Below are 17,574 nucleotides of genomic sequence, written 5' to 3'. Positions count from 1 at the left end.
TTTACGAGTTATATAAATGGCAAGCTACTTGATGGCCAGGTCTCACCTCCTTTAAGGCAGGTTTCGTTTGGCTGCACTCCGCCATTGCATGTATACAGCGAGGATGAAACGCACAGCCTTTTGGCGGATCAATTGGACTTGGCACATCTCCCTGTAAAATAATACGCTGTTTTTTCTTTCGCGGATCTGGTTCAGGTATAGCCGATACAAGCGCTTGCGTATAAGGGTGCAATGGCTCTGCGTACAGACTTTTCTTATCAGCAATTTCCACTAAACCGCCTAGGTACATAACACCGATACGATCACTCATATGTTTAACAACACTCAAATCATGGGCAATAAATAAAAAGGTTAGGTCGAATTCTTGTTGAAGTTCTTTTAGAAGGTTTAAAACTTGTGATTGGACAGAAACGTCGAGTGCCGATACCGGTTCATCAGCAATAATAAGTTTTGGACGAAGTGCAAGTGCACGTGCAATTCCAATCCGCTGACGCTGTCCACCGGAAAATTCGTGAGGATATTTATAGTATGCATCTTCCGGTAACCCTACTTTTGTAAGTAGATTCATAACTTCTGATTTTAATTGATTGGTTGATTTTCCTGTAAAATTCCGAATTGGTTCAGAAATAACATCTCCAACCATTTGCATTGGGTTGAGGGAAGCATAGGGATCTTGAAAAACCATTTGAAAATCTTGTCTAATTTTACGGAGAGAAGTTCCTTTTGCTTCTGTGATATCTTTACCATCGAAAATAATTTTTCCGCTAGTTGGTTCCAACAGTCTTAGAATCGTTCTTCCTGCCGTGGATTTTCCACAGCCAGATTCTCCTACTAGACCGAGCGTTTCTCCTTTTCGAATAGCAAAAGAAATACCGTCAACTGCTTTTACATCACCAATTTTCTTTCGGAAAAATCCGCCGTGAATAGGATAGTAGGTTTTTAAATGCTGAACTTCTAGCAATACATCTTTCACTGCTTTAGTCATTAGCTTGTCTTCACTCCTTTTGACGGATAGCTATTTTTATACAGCAGACATGCGACATCATGCCCCTGTGAATCCTGGCGAAGAACAGGCGTAACGGAACTGCAGTCTTCCATTGCATGAGGACATCGGTTAACGAAACGACAGCCTGTCCGCGGCATGTTTACAAGAGAAGGCACAATTCCTTTGATCGTATTTAATACTTCTACATCATCTTCCATGCGTGGAATTGAGTGAAGAAGCGCTTTCGTGTACGGATGTTTTGGGGCATAAAATAACGTATCAACATCTGTATGCTCCACAATTTTTCCGCCATACATGACAATCACTTCATCACACATCTCAGCAACTACTCCTAAATCATGTGTAATCATAATAATAGACATATCATTGCTTTCTTGAATTTCTTTTAGCAATTCTAAAATTTGAGCTTGAACCGTAACATCTAGGGCCGTTGTCGGCTCATCAGCAATTAAAAGTTTAGGCTGACAAGCTACCGCCATGGCAATCATGACACGCTGCCTCATTCCTCCTGACAGCTGATGCGGATATTCATCGATGAGCTTTTCGGATCTCGAAATACCAACGCTTTTTAAAAGCGCAATGCTTTTTTCACGCGCTTCCGCTTTGGATATATTCATATGGTTAAACAATACTTCCTGCAGCTGATACCCAATGGTTAACACAGGATTAAGGGATGTCATTGGTTCTTGGAAAATCATTGAGATATCTTTCCCCCGAACATCATTCATCTCATCTTCTGATAAGTGCGTAAGATTCTTTCCGTTAAATAAAACGCTTCCGCTTCTAATTTGACTATTTACTTTAGGTAACAGCCCAATGACGGATAAAGACAATACGCTTTTTCCACAGCCAGATTCTCCTACAACCCCTATAATTCGCTTTCGTCCGACTTGAAACGACACGTCGTCCACAGCATTATGCCAGGAATCATTAATGGAAAAAGCAGTTTGTAAATTTTTCACTTCTAGTAAAGGTGTTAATTCGACGGGCTTTTTATCCATTTATAGTGCACACCTCATTTTTCTAAAAATTGTTATATTTGAATAAGATATTATTACAATTTCATTACAAAATCAATATATTTTGAAAATTAATTATATTTTTTATTTTTAAAATAATGATTTCTAAATATCTCTTCGGCACTTTAACGCATAAACCTCCTAATTTTTTGTTGGAAATAGGATAAAATTTACTATTTTTAACTTTAGGTATATAGAACTTGTTTTTTTACAGTTGGAACGCAGATTTTTTTAAGATAGTATTGGTGCTAAGAGGAAGCAGCTGGGTAGTAGTTAAAGTGTGAGGCTTCATACATGAAGTAACAAGATGATAACCAATATTGTAGCCCATCATTTCTGGATACCAATTTTGGCCGAATAACAGTTGATCATATTTCTTTTCGTCGGCGCGCAGATTGTAATAAGGTTTAACATGCTTTTCCCACATTTTTTTAGCTTCTTCAATGGTATAATAATTTGTCCACGGAGCTAAATATTTTTTACCACAATACTCCTCTACAGCTCTTTCAGCTAACCCTTCCATCATCATAGCGTCTAACAAAGTAATCGTTTCATCAGATTTATTAATGGCTTTTAGCCTGCAAACGTGATGGTATTCATGGGTAAGCACTGCTAACATTTCTTCATCGGATGTATGACTTGTCATAAACACAAATAATTTATCGGTAAAAGCGACACCTGCTCTTCCATTAAATTCACGCTGCATTTTTCGATTTCTAGGATTGCTTGGAAGCACTAGCACCGCTACATCGGGCCCATTCCATGCTTTTTTAAGCTTCTCATAATGTGCTTTAACTTTCTTCCAAACCTGTCTTTTCTTCATTTCTTCTAATTCTTTTATAAACATTAAAGAAGGCGGACACATTCCATAGTTAAAAAGTAATTCCATATATTCTTTTTCTTTTAATTTCTTAAAATAGCGCGCGAGATAACGGCTTATTTCTTTCGGCTCCGTCCAAGTAGAAGTTGAAACAATCGGCATGTTTTCCCCTCACTTTCTTCTTCCTTTTGTTTCATGATATGTTCACAGCTACTCTTTTGGTTATTAAAAATAAAAAAAATTCTAGGCATCAGCCTAGAATTTTTCATTATGCTTCGTATTTTTTAAAGATGATTGTTGCATTGTGACCGCCAAATCCAAGTGAGTTGCTGAGCACCGCTTTTACTTCTTGCTTACGCGCTTTATTTGGAATGTAGTCTAAATCGCACTCTTCATCAGGTGTTTGATAGTTAATTGTTGGAGGAAGAATACCGTCTTGAATTGCCTTCACACTAAAAATAGCTTCTACTCCGCCAGCAGCTCCTAACAAGTGGCCAGTCATTGACTTTGTTGAACTAATCGCTACTTTTTGAGCGTGGTCGCCAAATACTTCTTTAATAGCCATTGTTTCAAATTTATCATTGTATCCTGTACTTGTACCGTGAGCATTGATGTAATCAATATCACTTGGCTGTAGGCCTGCATCTTCAATCGCATGACGCATTGCACGAACGCCGCCTTCTCCTCCTGGAGCTGGCGCTGTGATATGGTGAGCATCTCCTGTTGAACCATAGCCCACAATTTCAGCATAAATACGTGCGCCGCGCGCTAGTGCATGTTCAAGCTCTTCAAGCACAATAACACCTGCACCTTCTCCCATAACGAAGCCGTCGCGCTCTTTATCAAACGGACGAGATGCTGTTGCAGGATCTGGATTTGTAGAAAGTGCTTTATTCGCACAGAAACCAGCAATAGATAAACGCGTGATTGGCGCTTCCGTACCGCCCGTCACCATCACGTCTGCATCTCCGCGTTGAATGACTTTAAACGCATCACCAATAGAGTTTGTACCTGTTGCACATGCCGTTACCGTACAAGAGTTCACGCCTTTCGCCCCTAAAGCAATAGAAACTTGTCCTGTTGCCATATCAGGAATCATCATCGGAATGAAGAATGGACTTACACGGCGGGCACCTTTTTCTAATAACGTTGAATATTGGTTTTCAAACGTTTCCATACCGCCAATTCCAGAACCAATCCAAACGCCGACGTTTGGAGCAATTTCTTCTGTAATAGTCAAATCCGCATCTTTAACAGCCGCCAATGCAGCTACCATTGCATATTGAGTAAAGCGATCCATCTTACGAGCCTCTTTGCGGTCAATAAAATCTTCCACGTTAAAATCTTTTACTTCAGCCGCTACTTTAGCCGGGAATTCATTTGCATCTAGTCTTGTTAAAGGACCAACGCCAGACACGCCTGCTACTGCGTTTTTCCAAGCTGTTTCTACGTCATTTCCAATTGGTGTAAGCCCACCAAGTCCTGTTACAACTACACGTTTTTTATTCATCGTACATTCATCTCCTTCAGTTGCTTTAAAAATGTAGTGTTATTTTCCCCATCTAATAGCAATAGCTCCCCATGTTAAGCCGCCTCCGAAACCAACCATTACAATTAAATCATCATCTTGAATTTTCCCTGCTTCAAGCTCATGAACAATTGAAATTGGAATCGATGCTGCTGATGTATTGCCGTAGTATTGGATTGTTTTAGACATTTTTTCTTCAGGCAAGTCTAATCGCTGTCTTGCAGCTTCCATAATACGAATATTCGCTTGATGAGGTACGAGAAAATCAACATCCTCTTTTGTTAAACCTGCTTTTTCAATTACATTAACAGCAGATTCCCCCATTTGTCGAACAGCAAACTTAAATACTTCACGTCCGTTCATGACAATATGATCAAGCTCGTTTTGATACAAGTGCTTGCCTCCCGTACCGTCCGACCCTAGTTCAAAGGATAAAATACCTCGTCCTTCTGATACAGGTCCCATTACAACTGCACCTGCTCCGTCTCCGAATAAAACAGCCGTGTTACGGTCGTCCCAATCTGTAATCTTAGAAAGCTTTTCTACACCGACCACTAATATATGCCTGTAAGCATTGGTTTCAATAAATTGCTTAGCTGTAATCATGCCGTACATAAACCCTGCACATGCGGCGCTCACATCGTAAGAAGCTGCTTTTTTTGCTCCCAATTTTTCTTGTAGCATACATGATACTGTAGGAAACGGTTGATCTGGCGTTACCGTAGCAACAATGATCATGTCAATATCTTCTGCCTCGACGTTAGCTTTATGTAAAGCTTCAACTGCTGCTTTATAAGCTAAATCAGATGTGTCCTCGTTATCGGCTGCAATTCGGCGCTCTTGAATACCTGTGCGCGTACGAATCCACTCATCTGATGTATCCATTACTTTTTCAAGATCTAAATTTGTTACAACTTTCTCTGGTACATAACGTCCAATTCCTAGAACACCAGCGTTCATATCAACCTCTCCTTTAAATAAAAGGCTTATATTCCTATAAAACCTATATCCGTCATTTCATTTATCGATTATATAATCAATTATTATGAGTTGGTACTAATTTTACTTCATTTTTTATTTTTTGTCTATATAGGTGTTCGTCCTACTCAGGTATCTATCATGCTACATATAGTAATCATACGGGACCCTCTTACTCTAGTATGGGACATTAAGTAAGAACTTACCCACCATTAAAATAGTGAAAGGAATGAGTATCATGGCAAGAAGACAAAGAAATGAAGGTTTTTCTGATTTTATGTTTGGAGCTGGGCGCAGAAAATCAAAAGAAGAAAGAGAGCGAGAGGAGTGGGAACGATTATTTAAACAAATCGATGAAATTGTACTCGCTGTCGAAGAACTAGCTCCTCTTCTTAAACAGTTTGCCCCTTTAGTCGATTTATTTTCCAAACAAAAATAACAGCTCGGATTCTACCGAGCTGTTTTCTTTAGTTGTTTTCATTTTCAGCTAATGCATCTTGCTTGCCAAGCTCATAGGCATCCTTCATTACTTTTGTTAGTAATGTCAATACCGGCTGTACGTGTTCCATTGATAACTCAACGCCTGTTTCATCTAAGATCTGTTTTGCTTCTGGCAAGTACTTCATTGCAATTTGCATGAATTGCATATTTTGCTCTTCCATAGTGAAATCTCCTTTATTAAAAACATTTATTCCTCCTTATATTAGCGAATCTATTCTATAAGTACAACTTTCTCCTTTTAATGAAGAGGTAAAAAGAATGTTCTCATATGTTTTTTTTGCAGATAAATGCCTTCTTTAGCCGTTACTTTTGAAGAAAATTGCAGCAGTTCTTTCGCTTTCCTGCTGATTTCATATTTTTCTTGAGCCGCTTCTTCCTTCACCTCCATATGAGTAATGTTTGCTCCTGCGCTCCAAGGCTGTAACTTTTCTTCAACTAAATGAATCACTTCATATGAATATGCAGCAGTTTTACAGCGTCTAAGTGCACTGACGGCATCTTCAATATAAATAATAAAATCCGTGCCTTCCATAATGTCAAAAGCCTCTTCGTACCCGGCAATATTTTTGGAATAGCACATTGACAAAGGCTGCCAAGGTCCGTAAAGAGTCGGCGTTCTGACAATTATAATGGGCCATCCATCATCTTTATATTTTTCTATCATTCGCTCAAAATGAACGTATAGCCTTCCTTCACTACTGTCCGGTTCTGGAATCGTTGTTTCTTCAATCTTTCGCTGCTGGTCTCCAAATACGCGCATGGTAGAAACAAACACAAATCGAATGTTGAATTGACGGCATTTGTTAAGCGCTTGAATGAGCACTTGCTGCGCTTTTTGCATTTCTTGTCTTAAAAAATCAGGATGATAAAAGTCTCCTCCATCGAAATACGTAAAGTAGACAACATCCGTTTCTGAGGTAATCATATCTAATGACTCTCCTACTTCAGTCGATGCATAATTAGCGTTTCGCCCTAAGAAAAATTTCATCTCTTCCTGCAAATCATCTTCTTCTTTATGAGCAGAATGTGTATACCCTTTTACTTCTGTACCTTCGTCTAAAAAAGCCATACATAAATGAAAACCAATAAAGCGGTTTGCCCCTATTACTACTACATTTCCCATATCGCTTCCTCCAATTCTTCATTCATCATTTACTCAACAAAAAGCTTAAATCCCTATAGTTATAGAGGGCACTCGTTCCTTATTTCAAAGAAGCTCATCTGTAAAAGCATCATGAACTCTTTTTTCATTTTATCTCTTATACAAAAAGCCCCTATGATATGTATAATCATAGAAGCTTTGCTTATAACACTTTTTCATGCTGTTTATAAAATTGGAGAAGGGACCGTTCAAACAAATAGTTTTTTTCCGGTAAATAAAGTGAAAGCATAATAGGAGAGTGAAGTTCTTCACGATGTAGTTCATATTTTTTACTGTGTGCAATTGGATAATGAGTAGAGGCATTAGGCGCCGTCCATATTTTCACGGGCAGCGTTGATTTTAATTCTGTAACAGAAGGGTACTCCTTAATTAACTTTGATACTTGCTTCCGCTCCACTTTATAAGCTTGAGTCAAGTCCTTCGTGAATTGTTTATAAAAGAATTTATTGTTTTTTTCATGTTCTGCATGCGTATGAAGATCAATACATGGATTTAGTAAACCAGCTGATCGAACGAACGTATTCCCGTCATTTTCCATTAGCTGCAGCGCTAACAGAGCCCCCATTCCTTCAGCTAAAATATGAATTCGTTTATTTAAAATTTCTTGTTTCATTACTAAATGATAAAGTTGTTTTGCAAGGTGATATGCTTCTGGAGACCCCCAATGCCGGCCATATAAATTGGAATAAAATACTGTGTATCCTTCATCTTGTAAACATTGCAACAGCTGTGACCTTCCGCCGTGCTGAATCCATAAGCTAGTTGAACTTTCAACAAAATGATCTTTATCACCCAATACTAACACACCGAAACCATTCGGTCGTTCAGGGACATGTACGACATTCCATTGCGTATCTAAGCTAAAAAAGCGTCGATGTATCATAGCTCTTCCTCCGTAACTTACTAGTTGTTCCATACAGTGTATGATAGAACCATCAAAAAGCGCACTAGAATAATGCCTATTTCTGACTTATTGCTCTTTTGTTTCTGCATGGGAACACGCCCCTTATTTATTCATAAAAAATTCAATTTCTTATTTGACTGCTATATGCTAAAATGAAATCAAACTGTACTGTAAACGAGGTGAATAGAATGCGTGTCGTAATGGCTTTTGTTTGGGGCTTTTTACTAATGAATATGGCAGTGTACGTAATCTCTGCAATGACGGGCGGTACTTACAGTTTCGCAACCGCTTCCATCCTTGGAGTAGTTTTCACGCTAGTTGTAATTTTGATTGGAGAACTGGGTGTACCGAATAAACCAGCAAATAATCATCACTAAAAAGTGTTGGCTGTAAAGCCAGCGCTTTTTTTATCTTTTAGCATAAGCTCTTCTCAGCAATTTCTTTCGTTAACTCGTATTCAAAACAAATGATTGAAGCTATTTTTTACATTTATATACATTCATAATCATTGATTATCCTAACCTTTAACTATATAATTTTAGAATAATCAAACTATTAATTATAGGAGTGAATACTGCTGTGACTAAAGAAAAAATTGGTTTTATCGGAACAGGCGTTATGGGTCAAAGCATGGCCGGGCATTTAATTGACGCAGGATATGAAGTCCTTGTTTATACGCGAACAAAAACTCGTGCTCAAGCACTACTTGAAAAAGGGGCCAACTGGAAAGAAACCGTTCAAGAAGTGGCCGAACAATCTGATGTTATTATCACCATGGTAGGCTATCCTCACGATGTAAAAGAGATTTATTTAGGCAAAGACGGCATTATACATAATGCAAAGAAAGGCTGCTATACAATTGATATGACGACATCAAGCCCTATACTTGCTCGTGAGATTTATCAAGCAGCAAAAGAGAAGCACATTCATGCGCTTGACGCTCCTGTTTCAGGAGGGGATATTGGGGCTCAGAAAGCAACATTAGCGATTATGGTAGGAGGGGATTCTGAAGCATTCTCTGCCGTTACGCCTATTCTTGAAAAAATGGGAACAAATATCGTTCTTCAAGGAAGTTCTGGTGCTGGTCAACATACAAAAATGTGCAATCAAATTGCTATTGCCTCTAATATGATGGGCGTGTGTGAAGCGATACTCTATGCTGAAAGAGCTGGGTTAGATCCAAACACCGTTTTAAAAAGTATTGAAACAGGAGCAGCTGGAAGCTGGTCGTTAAGCAATTTAGCTCCTCGCATGATTAAAGGAGACTTCGAACCAGGTTTTTATATTAAACACTTTATTAAAGATATGAAAATTGCCATTGAATCAGCTGAAGAAATGGAGCTGTATACACCAGGGCTAAAGTTAGCAAAATCGCTTTATGAACAGCTCGAAAAACAAGGCGATGATAATAAAGGAACACAGGCTCTGTATACCCTTTTAAAACAGCATGCCCTAACTGTATAAAAGCAGGCAGCTCATAATGAGCTGCCTGCTTTTATTAATGATTTACGCTTCATTTAACGAATTCATAAAACGACTGAATGCGAGCTGTCCTTCAGTGTTTTGTTTAAACACACCTGCATGTTCTAAGATAGTTGCAAAAACCAAACCGAGCTCTTGTTGGAGAATGCTTTGGACATTTTGCTCTTCAATATGTGGATATTTTTTCTCGATTTGTTCGGCCCATTTTACGTGTTTTTGCACTTGATCATGTCTGCTGGCTAACTCGTTCAGGTTATTCTGAACTAACCCTTTGGCCACTAGACTCATTTCGTCTTTCAAACGACCAGGTAAAACCGCAAGCCCCATTACTTCGATTAAACCTATGTTCTCTTTTTTGATATGATGAACTTCTGCATGCGGATGATAAATGCCACCTGGATGTTTGCCGTTTGTTCGATTGTTTCGCAGTACTAAATCTAATTCGTACAAATCCCCTCTTTTCCTAGCAATAGGCGTGACCGTGTTGTGAGGAGTTTGATCTGTAAAAGCTAAAATATCAGCACTTTGATCACTATATGATTTCCATTTCTTCAAAATGAAATCCGCTGCTTCTACTAATGGTGTAAGGTGCGAACTTTGAAGACGAACGACCGACATCGGCCAATGAACAATTCCAGCTTTCACGTCTGGATATGCTTTAAGAGAGAACAATTTATTTATTTTTGCTTTAGCCATAGGAAAATCATGATAGCCGCCTTGAAAGTGGTCATGAGTTAAAATAGATCCTCCTACGATGGGTAGATCTGCATTTGATCCTAAAAAATAATGTGGAAATTGTTCAACGAAGGCAAGCAGCCGCTTAAACGTTTGCCTTGAAATATGCATGGGTGTATGTTCACTCGCAAAAACAATGGCATGTTCATTATAATAAACATAAGGTGAAAACTGCATGTACCACAGCTCTTCCTGTAATTCCACAGGAATAATCCGATGATTTTGACGAGCTGGGTGGTTAATACGACCTGCATAACCAGCATTTTCTTTACAGAGCAGACACAGCGGATAGTTGCTTTCCTTCAATGATTTGCTTGCTGCAATTGCTTTGGGATCTTTTTCCGGCTTGGATAAGTTAATAGTAATTTCAAGTTCTCCAAAGTCAGTGTTTGTTACCCATCTTTCGTTTTTAGCAATTCGGTCTCTGCGAATATAGTGAATGTCTTTTGACAGCTTATAATAATAGCTTGTGGCTTTTTGGGGGCTTTGCTGATAGTGTTCATAAAATGTCCGATTAACCTCTGAAGGCATGCTTGCAAAGCATCCCATTATTTTGGTATCGAATAAATCTCTATACGTGATAGAATTCTCGGCGATTCGATTGTTTTCTGCAGCCCAATCAAGCATGTTGTCTAAAATAGCAGCTGGATGTTCCAGACGTTCTTCTTTGACTTCTACTATAATACATTCGTCGAGCTTTAACACTTCCAGCAGTTTATTTCTCACCACATCTATATCCCATTTTGTTAATAGATTCTTTTGTAAACCATATTGAATAAGTCGGGTGATTTCTTCATGAATGTTGACTGACATACACTCGTTCCTTTCTCTATCTGTGTTTTCTCTTATACTGCTTCTAATGTGAGTTCACGCGCTCCTTCTCCAACGGTAACCACATAAAATTCAGCTTCTAAACTCGTTTTCTCATAATAGGTATCCCTTACTTGTTCAATAAACCTATCAACCTGTGCTTTTTGTACGATGCTAATTGTACAGCCGCCAAAGCCTGCACCCGTCATGCGTGATCCAATCACACCTTCTTGCAACCAAGCTGCTTCTACAAGAGCATCTAGTTCTTTCCCACTTACTTCATAGTCATCTCGCAGTGAGCAGTGCGATTCATTCATCAATTGACCAAACCCTTTTAAATCACCGTTTTGCAATTTAGCAACCGCTTCTTTTGTGCGTTCATTTTCATATACCGCATGTTTAGCGCGCTTACAATCTACTTCATTTTGTATCAAAAACTTGTACTTTTCAAATTGCTCTTTGGTTAAATCACCAAGCGAATTAATAGAAAGTGACGTTTGCAAATCTGACAGCGCTCTTTCACACTCCATGCGGCGTTCATTATATTTTGAGTCTGCCAGTCCTCTTCGCTTATTTGTATTAGAAATAACGAGCACAGCATCTGTTAATTGCAGCGGGCTATACTGGTATTCAAGAGTTTGACAGTTTAACAATACGGCTTGATTTTCCTTTCCCATTCCAATTGCAAACTGATCCATAATCCCGCAGCTTACGCCGATAAATTCATTTTCAGCTTGCTGCGCCATTTTTACAAGGTCCATCATATCAATATTCAATTCAAAAATTTTATTTAAAAGTACGCATGTGACTAACTCAATTGATGCTGATGATGAAAGCCCTGCTCCGTTAGGAATATTGCCAAAAAACAAGATATCAAAACCAAAAGGAAGATCATATCCGTGCTTTTTAAAGGTGTCCATTACTCCTTTTGGATAATTAGCCCAATCATCTTCGGTTTTGTACGTTAATTGCTCTAGAGAGGATTCAATAACTCCTGCTTCAGAGAAGTTTTTAGAGTACATACGTATTTTTCGATCATGACGTTTTTGTACTACCGCATACGTTCCTATACTCAATGAACAAGGAAAAACATGCCCTCCATTATAATCAGTATGTTCTCCAATTAAATTGACACGTCCTGGCGCAAAAAAGTAGCGAATAGCTTCTGACGAATGAAATATTTGTTTGAACTCTTCGATTAATTTTCCCAGCATTTATTATCACCTATTTTAAGTATTTTTTTGGAAACGGATTCATATGTACATTGTAAAGTCCATTTTTCTTTGCCTCAATGGTAAAATTACTATTGATAATCGGTACTTTTTTGCTTATCACTTTAAAAATGATTCTTTTGAATTGACGATGAACTACTCTTACGCCAAAAAGGTGTTATCTTTATGTAAGCCTTGACTTGCAAATGATATGAAAATAATAGATTTAGAGACATCCCCTAAAAATAATCACGATATTTTCAAAAAATTATAGAAAAATGAAAGCGATTACGTTAAAGTAAGAATTAAGTACTACTTTATTTCAAAAAGAAGGTGAAAATTTGCTCTCACATTTCCAAGCTCAAGAATATTCAACGTACGCATACAGGTTTTTAGAATCCCGCACAAATGAAGTTGCGCAGCTATGGTCGGTTGGATGGGATGAAGTGTTCTCTCCCCTTTATAACTGGAGCGGAAACCAGCGAAAAGATGTAGGAAAATATATTTTTCAATACACTGTTTCTGGGTACGGGATGATTGAAATAGATGGAAAAGAATATAAAGTGGATGCTGGAAAAGCATTCATCGTCAATATACCTGGAAATTATCGCTATTACTTACCAAAGGAAAGTGAAAACTGGGAGTTTATTTTTCTTACATTATACGGAGATGAAGTACAAAAATGCTGGGATTATATTCAGTCAACCCACTCCCCTGTAATTCGATTTCACCCTGAATCAGCACCTGTTCAGCTGCTTGCTCAAATATATAAGCGGGCAAGTGAAAAACATATAGCAGATCCATTTCATGCCTCAAGCTTATCTTACCGCTTTGTAATGGAGCTGTATCAATATATTAAAAGCATGGATAGTTTTACAGAGGATTGGCCTGAAAGTATCATTAGCTCTATTTTATTTGCCCGTAATCATTATCATGAAGAAATCGGTCCGGATGAAATGGCAGATGCAGCTCATTTATCTCGCTATCATTTTAGCCGGTTATTCAAACAAACGACTGGGATTACGCCGATTCAATACTTAACGAAGCTTCGCATTCAAAAAGCGGCCGAGCTATTGCATCAAACCAAGTACTCAATCGAAGAAATTGCTGAAAACGTCGGCTATGCAAATGCCAATTATTTAACAAAAGTATTTCGCAAAACGACCAATATGACACCCGGGCAGTATCGAAAAAGTGATGCATCCATTGATGAGCACTTTGCATTGCCAAAATAAAAACGACTTCCATAAAAGGAAGTCGTTTTTATTTTTTATCGGGAATTTCTACTACCACAGAACCTTTTTCGTAAATAAAAGTCAATTTTTTACCCGGGATAATCATATTTTCTAAAATATCTCGTGCAGCTTGAAGTGCAAACTCTGTCCGTTCTGCCTTTTCCTGCACTTCTTCATTTTCAGCTTGAAGATCATTTTTATCCAGCGCTCTTATTTTAGTTAATGCCTGATCTATAAAATCGTATGCTTCGTCATATATAAGCTCTATACGGTCCTTCATGTGCTCATTCATGCTCCTTTGCCCATTTTGTATTATCATAAATGAATTAGATATATTCTACAACCTAAAACTGAATAAGTTTTTACGCTTAGCTTTCACGTATTTTCTTTCATTTCTTTTCATTTATTTTAAAAGAAGAGCTGCTTTTAATAGCAAAAAAAGACCATTCAATTTATCATGAATGATCTTTTTAGAAAACTTATACGCTGACAACAAACTCATCATCTTTTACATCAACTGTCACTTGACTATAATCTTCAATTTGCCCTGCAATTAATTCTCTGGCAATTTTTGTTTCAATATATTTTTGAATAAACCTTTTTAAAGGGCGAGCTCCGTATACCGGATCAAATCCGGAGGCTGCAATATAATTTTTTGCTTCTTCTGTTAACGTTAACGAAATATGACGATCGGATAAACGCTTTTCAAGCTGAACCAATAGCTTATCAATAATCCCTTTTACTTCATGAACAGTTAGCGGTTTGAATAAAATCGTGTCGTCTACTCGATTTAAGAATTCTGGACGAAAATGCTGTCTTAATTGAGCCATCACTTGCTCTCTGGCTTTTTCAGTAATCTCGCCTTCACTTGTTAAACCGTCTAATAAAAATTGAGAACCGATATTCGACGTCATAATAATAACTGTATTTTTAAAATCAATGACTTTTCCTTTTGAATCTGTTGCTCTTCCATCATCTAGTATTTGAAGGAGCACATTAAATACTTCGGGATGGGCTTTTTCAATTTCATCTAACAAAACGACTGAATAAGGCTTGCGTCTCACCGCTTCCGTTAGCTGGCCGCCTTCTTCGTATCCTACATAGCCAGGAGGCGCTCCTATAAGCCTAGAGACCGCATGCTTTTCCATGTACTCAGACATATCAATACGAACCATTTGTTCTTCACTGTCAAATAAAGAATGTGCCAGCGTTTTGGCTAGCTCCGTTTTTCCTACTCCGGTAGGTCCTAGGAAAATAAATGACCCAATCGGACGGTTCGGGTCTTTAATGCCTGCCCGTGCGCGAATCACAGCATCCGTCACTAAGGATACAGCTTCATCTTGTCCAATCACACGCTGCTGTAAAATTGACTCAAGCTTCAACAGCTTTTCTCTTTCCCCTTCAACTAGTTTTGATACCGGAATTCCCGTCCATCTTCCTACAATTTCAGCAATTTCTTCTTCTGTTACTTCTTCTCTTAACAAACGGTTTTCTTGTGCTTTTTCAGCAGCTGTTTCTTCCAGCTGTTTTAGTTCTTTTTCAAGAGCTGGAATGCGTCCGTGGCGAAGTTCAGCTGCTTTATTTAAATCATATTTCCCTTCAGCTTCTTCTAGGTCTCGCTTCGCTTTTTCAAGCTGCTCCCGGACATCTTGCACCGTTTGAATCGACTGCTTTTCTTTTTCCCACTGCAGCTTCATTGTATCTGCACGTTCTCTTAAATCAGAGACTTCTTTTCGAATTGCCTCTAACCTTGTGATGCTTGCTTGATCTGTTTCTTTACTTAATGCCGCTTCTTCAATTTCAAGCTGCATGACACGTCGTGTAACTTCATCTAATTCTGATGGCATCGAATCAATTTCTGTTCGAATAGTTGCGCATGCTTCATCAATTAAATCAATTGCTTTATCAGGTAAAAAGCGATCTGATATATAACGATCAGACATAACCGCTGCTGAAACAATCGCTCGGTCGTGAATATTCACGCCGTGATGAATTTCAAATCGTTCTTTTAAACCACGTAAAATAGAGATTGTATCTTCTACGGAAGGTTCTTCAACCAGTACCTGTTGAAAGCGTCTTTCAAGCGCTGGATCTTTTTCAATATACTGACGATACTCATCAAGAGTTGTAGCTCCTATACAGTGAAGTTCTCCTCTAGCAAGCATTGGTTTTAAAATGTTCCCTGCATCCATCGCTCCATCCGTACGGCCTGCTCCAACGATTGTATGAAGCTCATCAATGAATAAAAGAATTTGACCGTTGCTTTTCTTAACTTCTTGAAGAACAGCTTTTAAACGCTCTTCAAATTCTCCCCTGAATTTCGCTCCTGCTACTAAAGCTCCCATATCTAATGAAAAGATGGTTTTATCTTTTAATCCTTCAGGCACATCTCGGCGAACAATACGCTGTGCTAGACCTTCAACAATCGCTGTTTTACCAACGCCAGGTTCTCCTATCAAAACTGGATTGTTTTTTGTTTTTCGCGATAAAATGCGGATAACGCGGCGAATTTCTCCGTCTCGTCCAATGACTGGATCAATGTTGCCTGCTCGTACTTCTGCTACTAAGTCTCTTCCATATTTAGCTAACGCTTCATATGTGACTTCGGGATTTTGACTTGTAATTCGCTGATTTCCTCGAAGGCTGGTAAGCACATCTTGCAGAGCTTTTTTTGTTATACCGTGACTTGAAAATAACTTGCCATATTCACTAGAAGACGGTTCCTGTGCTAATGCTAAAAAGATGTGCTCAACTGAAACGTAATCATCTTGCAAACGAGATGCTTCTTCTTGAGCTTTAACAAACAGCTGCTGAAGTTTATTCGTAATATAAACCTTCCCTGCTTCAGCACCACTTCCTGTAACGGCTGGTTTTTTCGCAAGCAATTGATTTACCTGCTGCTGAAAAGATTGATGATCTATATGTAAATGATCTAATATGCGAGGAGCAATACCATCTTGCTGATGAATGAGCGTATATAGCAAATGAGCAATATCCACTTCCTGCTGATTTCGTTTAATAGCTTCGGACTGCGCTTCCATCACGCCTTCTTGCAATTTTTGGGTCATTTTATTTATATCCATTGAACATCCTCCTTCGATACATTTGACCTTTATTGACCTTTATTTCATTATACCCAGCAATAGGAAAACAAGTAAAGCCATTCAATTTAGAATGGCTTCTTTATTTTTTACTATTTAAGGCTTACGCATGTACGTCCAGTGGCGATCATCGTTGGCCGTCTCTGGAAAACGCTCTCCTGCTTTTAATTTAACCTTTTGAGGATTATTTACGTTACTTCCTGTTTCACCAATTTCAATATACACTCCGTTATTAGGAGCTTTTTGACCCGGTGTGAAATGACGATTTTGTCCCATTGTCCTGCCTCCTCATTCCTGAAATGAAATGTTCTCCTATACTATTCCCTTAAGATTTCTGTTTCATAATGGAGATGTTTTCATATTAGGCAGAGAAAAAGAGCAGACCTTTAGATCCGCCCTTTTATATTAATGAGTAAATTTGATAGCTTGTTCGATTTCAGTTTCTCCAGCTAGCATTTCAAACGTTTTTCCTATCGTAGCTTCTTCGTTTAGACATTCTACAAGCACGGCTGCTACATCTGCTCGGGGAATCGTCTGAGATTTATCTTCAATATCATTATTGATATCAATTTTCCCAGTAGCTTGATCATTCGATAAAGTTCCTGGTCGTACAATTGTATACTGTAGATTAGACTGCTTTAAGTATTCATCCGCTATCGCTTTCGCACGCAGGTAAAGCTGTAAGCCTTCTGGTCCTTGTTCAGGTGCGTCTGTTCCCATTGAACTTAACATAACAAAGCGCTTTGCACCTTGATTTTTTGCTTCATCAATGATATTTTTAGCGCCGTTTTGATCCACAGCGATTGTTTTTTCGTCTCCCGTATGTCCTCCAGAACCTGCTGCAAATATGACAGCGTCCATACCTTTTAAAGCATCTGAAACATCTTGCTCCAAGTCACCAAGCACAACGTTGGCACCCAGCTTCTTTAACGCGTCTGCTTGCTTTTCGTCGCGAATCATCGCATAAGCTTCGTGATGCTTGCTGTTTGCAACTTTTTCTACCACTTGTTTTCCCGTTGTTCCGTTTGCTCCAACAACTAATACTTTCATCATAAATCACCTTTCGTTCTGTTTAGTATACA

Annotated in this window: 18 protein-coding genes; 4 read left to right on the top strand and 14 right to left on the bottom strand. The window is 38.5% G+C overall.

Features of this window, described 5'->3' with window-relative positions; genetic code table 11:
- Position 1: 1 nt before the first annotated feature.
- The 5 genes from BG04_RS14970 to BG04_RS14950 all read right to left on the bottom strand — a co-directional run bounded on the left by BG04_RS14970 (position 2) and on the right by BG04_RS14950 (position 5,333).
- Positions 2–985 (bottom strand): ABC transporter ATP-binding protein, encoded by a 984-nt coding sequence (locus tag BG04_RS14970; RefSeq protein WP_016763042.1) that lies wholly within the window; start codon positions 983–985, stop codon positions 2–4.
- Positions 985–2,007: an ABC transporter ATP-binding protein gene (locus BG04_RS14965; protein WP_016763041.1), complete on the bottom strand. Its 1,023-nt coding sequence runs from the start codon at positions 2,005–2,007 to the stop codon at positions 985–987. The genes BG04_RS14970 and BG04_RS14965 overlap by 1 nt, the downstream gene beginning before the upstream one ends.
- 226 nt (positions 2,008–2,233) lie before the next feature.
- Positions 2,234–3,007 carry a DUF2268 domain-containing putative Zn-dependent protease gene (locus tag BG04_RS14960; protein WP_016763040.1) on the bottom strand — a complete coding sequence of 258 codons (774 nt, stop codon included), beginning with the start codon at positions 3,005–3,007 and terminating at the stop codon, positions 2,234–2,236.
- A gap of 106 nt (positions 3,008–3,113) precedes the next feature.
- Positions 3,114–4,355 carry a beta-ketoacyl-ACP synthase II gene (fabF, locus tag BG04_RS14955; protein ID WP_034654393.1) on the bottom strand — a complete coding sequence of 414 codons (1,242 nt, stop codon included), beginning with the start codon at positions 4,353–4,355 and terminating at the stop codon, positions 3,114–3,116.
- Positions 4,356–4,394: 39 nt separating this feature from the next.
- The gene (locus BG04_RS14950; RefSeq protein ID WP_016763039.1) at positions 4,395–5,333 is read right to left on the bottom strand and encodes a beta-ketoacyl-ACP synthase III; all 939 of its coding nucleotides are present in this window, start codon (positions 5,331–5,333) and stop codon (positions 4,395–4,397) included.
- Between the two features lie 256 nt (positions 5,334–5,589).
- On the opposite strand from BG04_RS14950, the gene BG04_RS14945 reads away from it, so the two are divergent.
- Positions 5,590–5,790, top strand: a complete 201-nt coding sequence (locus tag BG04_RS14945) for a hypothetical protein (RefSeq protein ID WP_016763038.1) — start codon at positions 5,590–5,592, stop codon at positions 5,788–5,790.
- 28 nt (positions 5,791–5,818) lie between these two features.
- On the opposite strand, the gene BG04_RS14940 is transcribed toward BG04_RS14945, so the two are convergent.
- The 3 genes from BG04_RS14940 to BG04_RS14930 all read right to left on the bottom strand — a co-directional run bounded on the left by BG04_RS14940 (position 5,819) and on the right by BG04_RS14930 (position 7,897).
- Positions 5,819–6,013: a ComZ family protein gene (locus tag BG04_RS14940; protein ID WP_034654395.1), complete on the bottom strand. Its 195-nt coding sequence runs from the start codon at positions 6,011–6,013 to the stop codon at positions 5,819–5,821.
- A gap of 77 nt (positions 6,014–6,090) precedes the next feature.
- Positions 6,091–6,975, bottom strand: coding sequence for an NAD-dependent epimerase/dehydratase family protein (locus tag BG04_RS14935; protein WP_034654396.1), 885 nt, complete (start codon positions 6,973–6,975; stop codon positions 6,091–6,093).
- A 181-nt stretch (positions 6,976–7,156) separates the two neighbouring features.
- Positions 7,157–7,897: a hypothetical protein gene (locus BG04_RS14930; RefSeq protein WP_013081744.1), complete on the bottom strand. Its 741-nt coding sequence runs from the start codon at positions 7,895–7,897 to the stop codon at positions 7,157–7,159.
- A 209-nt stretch (positions 7,898–8,106) separates the two neighbouring features.
- Between BG04_RS14930 and BG04_RS14925 the strand changes: the two genes are divergently transcribed.
- Together BG04_RS14925 and BG04_RS14920 are read left to right on the top strand one after the other, a co-directional pair.
- Positions 8,107–8,295: a YjzD family protein gene (locus tag BG04_RS14925; protein ID WP_013055400.1), complete on the top strand. Its 189-nt coding sequence runs from the start codon at positions 8,107–8,109 to the stop codon at positions 8,293–8,295.
- Positions 8,296–8,497: 202 nt separating this feature from the next.
- A complete protein-coding gene (locus BG04_RS14920) occupies positions 8,498–9,382 on the top strand; it encodes an NAD(P)-dependent oxidoreductase (protein WP_034654398.1) in 885 nt (294 codons plus the stop codon).
- 42 nt (positions 9,383–9,424) lie between these two features.
- Here BG04_RS14920 and galT read toward each other — a convergent pair whose 3' ends face one another.
- Positions 9,425–10,948, bottom strand: coding sequence for a UDP-glucose--hexose-1-phosphate uridylyltransferase (gene galT, locus BG04_RS14915; RefSeq protein ID WP_034654400.1), 1,524 nt, complete (start codon positions 10,946–10,948; stop codon positions 9,425–9,427).
- 32 nt (positions 10,949–10,980) lie between these two features.
- Positions 10,981–12,159 carry a galactokinase gene (locus BG04_RS14910; RefSeq protein WP_034654401.1) on the bottom strand — a complete coding sequence of 393 codons (1,179 nt, stop codon included), beginning with the start codon at positions 12,157–12,159 and terminating at the stop codon, positions 10,981–10,983.
- A 338-nt stretch (positions 12,160–12,497) separates the two neighbouring features.
- On the opposite strand from BG04_RS14910, the gene BG04_RS14905 reads away from it, so the two are divergent.
- Positions 12,498–13,391, top strand: a complete 894-nt coding sequence (locus BG04_RS14905; RefSeq protein WP_034654402.1) for a helix-turn-helix domain-containing protein — start codon at positions 12,498–12,500, stop codon at positions 13,389–13,391.
- A 28-nt stretch (positions 13,392–13,419) separates the two neighbouring features.
- On the opposite strand, the gene BG04_RS14900 is transcribed toward BG04_RS14905, so the two are convergent.
- The 4 genes from BG04_RS14900 to BG04_RS14885 form a co-directional block, all read right to left on the bottom strand.
- A complete protein-coding gene (locus BG04_RS14900; protein WP_014461601.1) occupies positions 13,420–13,671 on the bottom strand; it encodes a hypothetical protein in 252 nt (83 codons plus the stop codon).
- Positions 13,672–13,870: 199 nt separating this feature from the next.
- Positions 13,871–16,474 (bottom strand): ATP-dependent chaperone ClpB, encoded by a 2,604-nt coding sequence (clpB, locus tag BG04_RS14895; protein ID WP_034654405.1) that lies wholly within the window; start codon positions 16,472–16,474, stop codon positions 13,871–13,873.
- A gap of 114 nt (positions 16,475–16,588) precedes the next feature.
- Entirely contained in the window at positions 16,589–16,768 is a 180-nt protein-coding gene (locus BG04_RS14890) for a YjzC family protein (RefSeq protein WP_013055394.1), read from the bottom strand.
- Between the two features lie 129 nt (positions 16,769–16,897).
- On the bottom strand, positions 16,898–17,542 hold the full coding sequence (locus BG04_RS14885; RefSeq protein ID WP_016763030.1) for an SDR family oxidoreductase: 645 nt from the start codon (positions 17,540–17,542) through the stop codon (positions 16,898–16,900).
- Between the last annotated feature and the right edge of the window lie 32 nt (positions 17,543–17,574).

The sequence above is a fragment of the Priestia megaterium NBRC 15308 = ATCC 14581 genome, assembly GCF_000832985.1.
GTDB classification, from domain to species: Bacteria; Bacillota; Bacilli; order Bacillales; family Bacillaceae_H; genus Priestia; species Priestia megaterium.
The sequence above is the reverse complement of the archived record's forward strand: the minus strand, read 5'-3'. Positions and strand labels throughout refer to the sequence as shown.

Coding starts and splice junctions, on each gene's coding strand:
- BG04_RS14970 (WP_016763042.1), bottom strand. CDS start 985: ATGACTAAAGCAGTGAAAGATGTATTGCTAGAAGTTCAGCATTTAAAA.
- BG04_RS14965 (WP_016763041.1), bottom strand. CDS start 2,007: ATGGATAAAAAGCCCGTCGAATTAACACCTTTACTAGAAGTGAAAAAT.
- BG04_RS14960 (WP_016763040.1), bottom strand. CDS start 3,007: ATGCCGATTGTTTCAACTTCTACTTGGACGGAGCCGAAAGAAATAAGC.
- fabF (WP_034654393.1), bottom strand. CDS start 4,355: ATGAATAAAAAACGTGTAGTTGTAACAGGACTTGGTGGGCTTACACCA.
- BG04_RS14950 (WP_016763039.1), bottom strand. CDS start 5,333: ATGAACGCTGGTGTTCTAGGAATTGGACGTTATGTACCAGAGAAAGTT.
- BG04_RS14945 (WP_016763038.1), top strand. CDS start 5,590: ATGGCAAGAAGACAAAGAAATGAAGGTTTTTCTGATTTTATGTTTGGA.
- BG04_RS14940 (WP_034654395.1), bottom strand. CDS start 6,013: ATGGAAGAGCAAAATATGCAATTCATGCAAATTGCAATGAAGTACTTG.
- BG04_RS14935 (WP_034654396.1), bottom strand. CDS start 6,975: ATGGGAAATGTAGTAGTAATAGGGGCAAACCGCTTTATTGGTTTTCAT.
- BG04_RS14930 (WP_013081744.1), bottom strand. CDS start 7,897: ATGATACATCGACGCTTTTTTAGCTTAGATACGCAATGGAATGTCGTA.
- BG04_RS14925 (WP_013055400.1), top strand. CDS start 8,107: ATGCGTGTCGTAATGGCTTTTGTTTGGGGCTTTTTACTAATGAATATG.
- galT (WP_034654400.1), bottom strand. CDS start 10,948: ATGTCAGTCAACATTCATGAAGAAATCACCCGACTTATTCAATATGGT.
- BG04_RS14910 (WP_034654401.1), bottom strand. CDS start 12,159: ATGCTGGGAAAATTAATCGAAGAGTTCAAACAAATATTTCATTCGTCA.
- BG04_RS14900 (WP_014461601.1), bottom strand. CDS start 13,671: ATGAAGGACCGTATAGAGCTTATATATGACGAAGCATACGATTTTATA.
- clpB (WP_034654405.1), bottom strand. CDS start 16,474: ATGGATATAAATAAAATGACCCAAAAATTGCAAGAAGGCGTGATGGAA.
- BG04_RS14890 (WP_013055394.1), bottom strand. CDS start 16,768: ATGGGACAAAATCGTCATTTCACACCGGGTCAAAAAGCTCCTAATAAC.
- BG04_RS14885 (WP_016763030.1), bottom strand. CDS start 17,542: ATGAAAGTATTAGTTGTTGGAGCAAACGGAACAACGGGAAAACAAGTG.